Here is a 7,089-nt window from a genome sequence, read left to right on the forward strand (position 1 = left end):
ATCTGGGACACCCACCTTTTTGACAGCGGCGTAGTGCTGGTCTTGACTTGAGAGGTCACCGTTGAGGGATGCGCCATGACCATTGCCCGTTCACGTCAAATCAGTTTGCAGGATACGCCTTACTACCACGTGGTCAGCCGCTGTGTGCGGCGAGCCTTCCTGTGTGGTGACGATGCCCATTCAGGCCAGAGTTACGAGCATCGGCGTCAGTGGGTGGTCGACAAGTTGGGGCAACTGTCGCGGCTGTTTGCTATTGGCATTTGTGCTTATGCGGTGATGAGCAATCACTATCATCTGGTGCTCAAGGTGGAGCCCGATACCGCAGCCAACTGGAGTGAGCGGGAGGTGGCTGAGCGCTGGGCGGCGCTTTTCCAGTGGCCGCTGTTGGTCAGACGTTGGTATCAGGGGGAGGCGTTGATCGAGCCTGAACTGGCTGTCGTGCAGCAATTGCTGGCCCTATGGCGGGAGCGGCTTCACTCCATCAGCTGGTTTATTCGGCTACTCAATGAAAATCTGGCCCGTCAGGCCAATCAGGAAGATGGTTGCAAGGGCCATTTCTGGGAGGGCCGCTTCAAGAGTCAGGCTTTGCTCACCAAATCAGCCTTGTTGGCCTGTATGGCGTATGTTGACCTCAATCCGATACGAGCCGCGTTGACCGATCGGCCAGAGCAGAGTGACTACACCAGTATCAAACAGCGCCTTGACGAGCCTGCTGCCCCTGAGGTTTTGCCACCACTTTTGCTGCCGTTTGCCAGCCAGGGGAAGCCTGAAGAATTGCCCTATGCCTTCACCGATTACCTGATGCTGGTTGATTGGACAGGCCGTGCTATTCGGCCCGACAAGCAGGGTCATATTCCGGCCCAACTTGAACCCATTCTGGAACGGTTGGGTCTTGATGGTGTTCGCTGGTTGAAACAGGTGACGCTGTTCAGGCGACAAGGGATCAGAGTGGTGGGAGACAGAGATCAATGCCAGCAGTTTGCCCACCACTGTGGCCAGCGGCGATGCCATCAACCACGGCTTTGATTGCTTCGCGTCCACCCTGCCGATAGCTCCGGGTATTGCACATAGTCCAGCAAATGGCTGTGCAGGGGCCGTTGCTTTCTAAACCTGAAAATCTCTCTCACTAGCCAAATTTTGTAGGCATCAGTTCGGATGCACAGACCCTTATGGTGCCTGCAACTGCGCGATAGTGGCTTGCTCCATAAGGTGGGTGTCCCAATTTGAGAAGAAGAAGTAAGAGAAGCCGAGGTGCTCTCTTTGTTCGGTGCCAAGGGGAGAGTTAGCGGCATATCGGAGTGGCAGGCTGGATCTGCGGGACAAATCCTGCGATGGTGCGGGCAGTTATCCGCTTGTCCCGTTATCGAGAGAAAAGGAGTTGAGATGCGCATTGCCATGATTGGTCTGGGGGATATCGCCCAGAAAGCCTATCTGCCGCTGCTGGCGAGCGATGAGCGGGTCACGCCGCTGCTCTGCACCCGCAATCCATCTGTGCTGGAGAAGCTGGCCCGCCAGTATCGGATCGCCGAGTGCTTTACCGATGTGGCGGCCATGCTGGCCAGCCGCCCCGACGCCGTGATGATCCACGCCGCCACTGCGGTGCATAGCCAGATTGCCGAGCAGTGCCTGCGCGCAGGGCTCCCCACCTTTGTCGACAAGCCGCTGTGCGACAATCTGGCCGAGGCCGAAGCGCTGGCCAACCTCGCCGTGGCGCAAGATTGCGCCCTCTTTACCGGCTTTAACCGCCGCTATCTGCCCGCCATGGCCGAGGCCCGTGCCCAGCCGCTGACCGAACTCAATTGGCAAAAACACCGCTTCGCCCTGCCCGGCAAGGCGCGGGATTTTCTGTTCGACGACTTTATCCATGTGCTCGACAGCCTCTGCTTCTATGGCGGCGTGCCACAGGGGGACTTCCATGCGGTATTGCGACCGGATTCGAAGGACAAGCGTCTGTTGGCCGGAGTAAGCGTCAGCTGGCAGAGCGGCGATCGCGCCATCAGCGGCAGCATGAACCGCAGCGCGGGGATCACCGAGGAGCGCATCGATGCCTACGGCGACAACCTCTCCCTGCACCTTGAGAACTGCACCCGCGGCAGCATCGCCCGCGACAAGGCAGCGCAGATGCTGGCCCCCAACGACTGGCAGCCGGTGCTGGCCCAGCGCGGCTTTGCCGCCATGCTGGAGCACTGGTATCAGCAGATTGCAATCGGCAAGGCCGATAGCGAGCTGATCGCCTCCTACCTGCACGGCCACCGGCTGGCGGAGCAGCTGGTCGCGCTGGCTGACAAACGGGGATAAGACAGGCTGGAAGTGCGCGTGGCATGAATGCGCGGTGCGTGAGAAAGACGCATGAAAAACAACGGGGGCCGCAGTTGCGGCCCCTGTTTTATGGGATCAGATGCATTTCACCGGTTTGGGCAGGCCGCCAATCTTGGTCGCCTGCTTGGCGGGCCCTTCCGGGAACAGCTTGTAGAGATAGCGGCTGTTGCCCTTCTCGGGGCCGTACTGTTTCTCCATCGCCTTGACCAGCGCACGGATGGCGGGGGAGGTGTTGAACTCCAGATAGAAGGCGCGCACAAAGCGCACCACTTCCCAGTGCGGCTCCTCCAGCTCGATCCCCTCCTGTGCGGCCAGCACCAGCGCCAGCTCCTCGCTCCAGTCGTTGCTGTTGAGCAGGTAGCCCTTGGCATCGGTCTCGATGAGTTGGCCGTTGAATTCCAGCTGATGTTTTTCGGACGCAGACATGGGGGCTCCTCGCTAATGGGGCTATCAGGATTGGGCGGGCATGGTAGCGCCTTGATCCCCGGTGAGCAACCGGCTCTCGTTGGCCAGATGCAGCAGCTGATCCGCCAGCTCGCTGATCAGGTTGAGCTGCTGGGTCAGCATCAGCTGCTCCTCGCTGCTGTCTGGACTTATCACCGGGCACTGACCCCCGATGGCGCTGGAGGGGTTGCCCGCCAGATGGCCGGCGGCCTGCTCCAGGGTGTGGCAGATGTGGTGGCGCACCTCATCCAGCCCGCTGATGGCCTCCAGCTTGTCGCGATGGGCCCCCAGCGCCGAGATGTAGGAGAGCAGGGCGTGGTTGCGCCAGGTGAGGGTAAAGCAGAGATCGAGGAAGCGGCGGCGCTTTTGCGGCTCCACCAGCATGCTCTGCCAGGCGGTGGCCAGCTCGCTGTCCGCCAGATGGGCGCTCTTGCGCGCCACCCGATAGTCGATGGACTCGTCCCGTTGCTGCTTGAGGCTTGCCAGCACCGCCGAGAGGTAGCGGGCGTTGGCCGAGAGCGAATTGGCGATCAGGGTCGGCAGCCGCTTGTACTGCCAGTCCGGCCACAGCCAGGCCACCAGCCCGTAGGAGATGAGGCAGCCGAGCAGGGTATCCAGCAGCCGCGGCCCGAGGATCGCAAAGCCGATGCCATCGAGCAGGTTGAACGCCATCAGCACGTAGAGGGTGATAAAGCAGACCGCGGCGCTGTAGTTGTTGCGCACCTGGGTGAAAAACAGGAAGGCGGCCAGCCCCATCACCACCAGCTGAACGTGCAGCTCGGGGAAGAGCCAGAGCACCGGAATGCCCACCAGAATACCGGCGAAGGTGCCGAGCATCCGCTGCACCAGTCGGCGGCGGGTGGCGCTGTAGCTGGGCTGGCAGACAAACAGCACGGTCAGCAAAATCCAGTAGCCCTTTTCCAGATCAAAGGCTTGCAGTATGCCGTAGCCGATCACCAGCCCGAGCGACAAACGCAGCGCATGGCGAAACACCATGGAGTGCAAGGTGAGATGCTGCTTGAGCTGGGCCAGCAGCGGCAGGCGGGGCGGGCGAGCCAGCGCGGGCAGCTCCTGCTGCGGCTGTTCGGGGTTTTGCAGCACTTCGGCGCTGCCCAGCAGCTGGTTGATGCTGGCCAGATTGCGGCGCAGGAACTTCATCGGTGTCAGCAGGGTTTTCGGGTAGTGCTGCTTGAGATTGGTGAACTCCAGCTGATCGCCGAGGGCCTCCAGAGTCCAGTGAATACGCTTGTTATGGGCGTAGGGCTTGTGCACCAGAATGGCGTAGCCCAGTCGCTGGCACGCCTCGGAGAGTTGCAGGAAAACCTCCTGAAATCCTTCCAGTACGATGCCCTGCTTGAGCTCCGCCTCCAGCCGGCTGTAGGGGTAGTGGCTGGAGGTGGCGCGCTCGTGAATTTCCAGCGCCAGCAGATAGAGGCGCAGCAGGCTGGCAAGTTCGGGGCTGGCCGGATGGCGGCGGCTCAGGCGGGCGTTGAGGGCCGATTTGGTGAGGGTCAGCGCGCTCACCAGATTGATGTTGAGCTGGGCCAGATTGTGGCGAATGGCCTGGGCGCCGTGCTCGTCCGCCGGGAAGAAGCGGGACTTTTCCAGCAGATAGCGGCCAAGGGCGAAGTAGCTCTGGGCCAGCTGCTCGTGCAGGGTTTTGTAGGGTAGCAGCCAGAGCCAGATAAACGAGACCAGCCCGTACCAGAGGGCACCGGCGCCGAGCGCCAGCGGTTGGTAGAAGAGATCCGGCGCCTTGGCGGCCCCCAGCATGGTGTAGATGGCGATCAGCAGCGAGCCGAAGCTGATGGTGGCGTAGCGGGCACCGAGCGCACCCACCATCACGAAGATAAAGGTGGAGCTGGCCAGCCCAATGGCAAACAGCCAGGGGGTGGGGTAGAGATACTGCACACAGAGGGACGCGAACATGAAGCAGATGAGCGTCATGGCGAGGTTTTTGAGCCGTCCCCACAGGCTGTCGTCGGTTTCGGCGATGGCGCCCGCCACTACCCCGAGGGAGAGCAGCACGGTGAGCTGGATATTGCCTGTGGCCAGGGTGAAGGCGAGCAGACCGAGAATGGCCAGCAGCACCTTGAGGGCGAAGTAGATGTGACTATCGGTCAGCAGTCGGCGTAACAAACCGGAGAAGTCCATGGGCATGCTAGGCACCACCCTTGAGCGAAGCAAAATCGATGTGACTATCAGTCAGCAGTCGGCGCAGCAGGCCAGAGAGATCCATCGGCATGAGACAGGTGAAACCCTTGATCGAAACGAGAGCGAGATAGTAACCCGCCAAGCGCGAAGTGGCCCTGATCCAAATCAGGGCCACTTCGCTTCATATCCTTGATTTACAACTTATCCTGACAGAAAGAGGAGCCAGTAAAAACCCCGCCGAAGCGGGGTTTCTGATTAGTTGCGGTTGCCGCCAAGCAGGCTCAGCAGGCTCAGGAAGATGTTGTAGATGGAGACATACAGGGTGACTGTGGCAGAGATGTAGTTGGTCTCGCCGCCGCGCACGATCTGCTGGGTCGTCAGCAGGATGGCGCCGGAAGAGAACAGCATGAACATGGCGGACAGGGCCAGGCTCAGGGCGCTCATCTGCAGGAAGATGTTGGCCACCATGGCCACCAGCAGTACCCAGAAACCGACGAACAGCATGCCGCCGATGAAAGAGAGGTCACGCTTGGTGGTCAGGGCATAGGCAGACAGACCGAAGAAGGTGAGCGCGGTGCCGCCAAGGGCGGTCATCACGATCTCGCCACCACCATTGTTCATGTACATGTTGATGATGGGGCCCAGGCTATAGCCCAGCAAACCGGTCAGGGCGAAGGTGAAGACCAGCCCCATGCCGTTGTTGCGATTCTTTTCGGTCAGGAACATCAGACCGTAGACGCCGATCAGGAACACGGCCCAGTGCAGCGGCGGCATGTTCATCACGGTAGCGATGCCCGCCACCACGGCAGAGAAGCCCAGAGTGAGGGAGAGCAGCATATAGGTGTTACGCAGCACCTTGTTGGTATCGCGTACGGCACTTTGGGTGCCAGTGTAGATAGAACGGGTATCCATCTTGGGTGTCCTCTTGATGTCCGGGTGAGACGGCGAGCAGCCGCCTCGTGATCGCTGTTTGTTACTGCATGTAATAGGCATTGTATGTAGAACAAATAGGGATGACGAGGAACAATTTCAAGCCACCTGCCATTTTGCTCCCGCACACTATCCCACAGGAAATATGTATTGCATATGAACGGGCCATTGACGTAGTATGCACGCCGTTCGGAGGGGTGGCAGAGCGGCTGAATGCACCGGTCTTGAAAACCGGCGATGGGCGACCATCCGTGGGTTCAAATCCCACCTCCTCCGCCATATTAAGAGAAAGCCCAAGCGATTCAATCGCTTGGGCTTTATCGTATCTGCGGTTTTGGTGGGAGAGGCATGGCCCAACGCAGGAAGGCGTCAGGCCATGGGGTCTAGTGTGGCTGATGATGCAATAGGCCTGCTGCCACCATGGCTGTCGTGGCCACCGCACTGCAGCGTGCAGAGTCCGTACAGCCTGTGGACTCCTGAGCTGTCTGCCCGTCACGTTGGTAGATGGAGACCCCCTCCTTTATCGTCTCTTCGATCCGGATATCGGCCAGAGTTTCCGGTTTCACCTTGAGCGGGTTTGCCGAGAGCCCACCAGGTCTGCCAGCTTGCCGACCTCCAGAGAACCTTTGTCGTGCTCCTCCTTGTATTGGGTTGCCGCCCACAGCGTCTGTGCCTTCAGTCCATCCAGAGCGGAGACCCGTTGATCCGGCCCGATAAGGCGCCCGGTACGACTGACCCGGTTGACGGTCGCATAATAGACCCGCATGGCGTCAGGTAATGCCACGGGGGAATCATGGTGCGAGGTGAAAATCATCCCCAGTTCACGGGCCCATCCGGTGGGGGAGATATGTTGTGCCCGCTCTTTGCCAAGCACAGAGTCACTGTGCCAATCCCCCCAGTAGAAGGTATGCATCGGAAAGAAGGAGGGGAAGATGCCGAGTCGCTGGAATGAGGCGACCTGATCCTTGCGGGCGGTCTGGGCATGGATGGCGACAAAGCCCCGATCCGGCTTGCCATGTTGCTTCTCGCTGGCCTCAATCCCCTTGATCAGCTGATCGATGGCCGCATCACCGTTGACGTGGGTGAGCAGTTGCCAACCTTAACCATCCCCTCATATGAGCGAGGCGTGGCGCGGCTTCTGAGGTATGATCGCCATCCTTGACCAGCTAATACCCAACAGACTATCCCCATGTTTAACCACGAACTAATCCTCAACCACATCGACGATATATTTGGACAGGA

At 59.9% G+C, this 7,089-nt stretch carries 7 protein-coding genes and 1 tRNA gene; 4 read left to right on the plus strand and 4 right to left on the minus strand.

Going from position 1 to position 7,089, the window contains the following annotated elements; all coding sequences use genetic code 11:
- The first annotated feature begins 75 nt into the window (after nt 1-75).
- Entirely contained in the window at nt 76-1,026 is a 951-nt protein-coding gene (locus OKC27_RS13820) for a transposase (protein ID WP_270806404.1), read from the plus strand.
- A 357-nt stretch (nt 1,027-1,383) separates the two neighbouring features.
- Nucleotides 1,384-2,298 carry a Gfo/Idh/MocA family protein gene (locus OKC27_RS13825; protein WP_201934413.1) on the plus strand — a complete coding sequence of 305 codons (915 nt, stop codon included), beginning with the start codon at nt 1,384-1,386 and terminating at the stop codon, nt 2,296-2,298.
- A 96-nt stretch (nt 2,299-2,394) separates the two neighbouring features.
- Here the strand turns inward: OKC27_RS13825 and OKC27_RS13830 are convergent, their stop codons facing one another.
- From OKC27_RS13830 to OKC27_RS13840, 3 genes are all read right to left on the minus strand, one after another.
- Nucleotides 2,395-2,745, minus strand: a complete 351-nt coding sequence (locus OKC27_RS13830) for a TusE/DsrC/DsvC family sulfur relay protein (protein ID WP_005347582.1) — start codon at nt 2,743-2,745, stop codon at nt 2,395-2,397.
- A 24-nt stretch (nt 2,746-2,769) separates the two neighbouring features.
- Complete coding sequence (gene yccS / locus OKC27_RS13835; protein WP_270806405.1) at nt 2,770-4,923, minus strand: YccS family putative transporter; 2,154 nt, start codon at nt 4,921-4,923, stop codon at nt 2,770-2,772.
- Nucleotides 4,924-5,172: 249 nt separating this feature from the next.
- A complete protein-coding gene (locus OKC27_RS13840; protein WP_042061979.1) occupies nt 5,173-5,829 on the minus strand; it encodes a Bax inhibitor-1/YccA family protein in 657 nt (218 codons plus the stop codon).
- A 209-nt stretch (nt 5,830-6,038) separates the two neighbouring features.
- On the opposite strand from OKC27_RS13840, the gene OKC27_RS13845 reads away from it, so the two are divergent.
- A tRNA-Ser gene (locus tag OKC27_RS13845) sits at nt 6,039-6,126 on the plus strand.
- A gap of 283 nt (nt 6,127-6,409) precedes the next feature.
- On the opposite strand, the gene OKC27_RS13850 is transcribed toward OKC27_RS13845, so the two are convergent.
- Entirely contained in the window at nt 6,410-6,907 is a 498-nt protein-coding gene (locus tag OKC27_RS13850) for an amidohydrolase family protein (protein WP_333563346.1), read from the minus strand.
- Here OKC27_RS13850 and OKC27_RS13855 point away from each other — a divergent pair.
- Nucleotides 6,830-7,009, plus strand: coding sequence for a hypothetical protein (locus tag OKC27_RS13855; protein WP_270806406.1), 180 nt, complete (start codon nt 6,830-6,832; stop codon nt 7,007-7,009). The two genes, OKC27_RS13850 and OKC27_RS13855, sit on opposite strands and share 78 nt — an antisense overlap.
- Nucleotides 7,010-7,089: the final 80 nt, after the last annotated feature.

The organism is Aeromonas sp. QDB62 (assembly GCF_027705695.1).
Taxonomy (GTDB): Bacteria; Pseudomonadota; Gammaproteobacteria; order Enterobacterales; family Aeromonadaceae; genus Aeromonas; species Aeromonas allosaccharophila.

Bases quoted from the DNA above. Each gene is read 5' to 3' on its own strand.
- OKC27_RS13825 (WP_201934413.1), top strand. From the start codon at position 1,384: ATGCGCATTGCCATGATTGGTCTGGGGGATATCGCCCAGAAAGCCTAT.
- OKC27_RS13830 (WP_005347582.1), bottom strand. From the start codon at position 2,745: ATGTCTGCGTCCGAAAAACATCAGCTGGAATTCAACGGCCAACTCATC.
- OKC27_RS13840 (WP_042061979.1), bottom strand. From the start codon at position 5,829: ATGGATACCCGTTCTATCTACACTGGCACCCAAAGTGCCGTACGCGAT.
- yccS (WP_270806405.1), bottom strand. From the start codon at position 4,923: ATGCCCATGGACTTCTCCGGTTTGTTACGCCGACTGCTGACCGATAGT.
- OKC27_RS13855 (WP_270806406.1), top strand. From the start codon at position 6,830: ATGGATGGCGACAAAGCCCCGATCCGGCTTGCCATGTTGCTTCTCGCT.
- OKC27_RS13820 (WP_270806404.1), top strand. From the start codon at position 76: ATGACCATTGCCCGTTCACGTCAAATCAGTTTGCAGGATACGCCTTAC.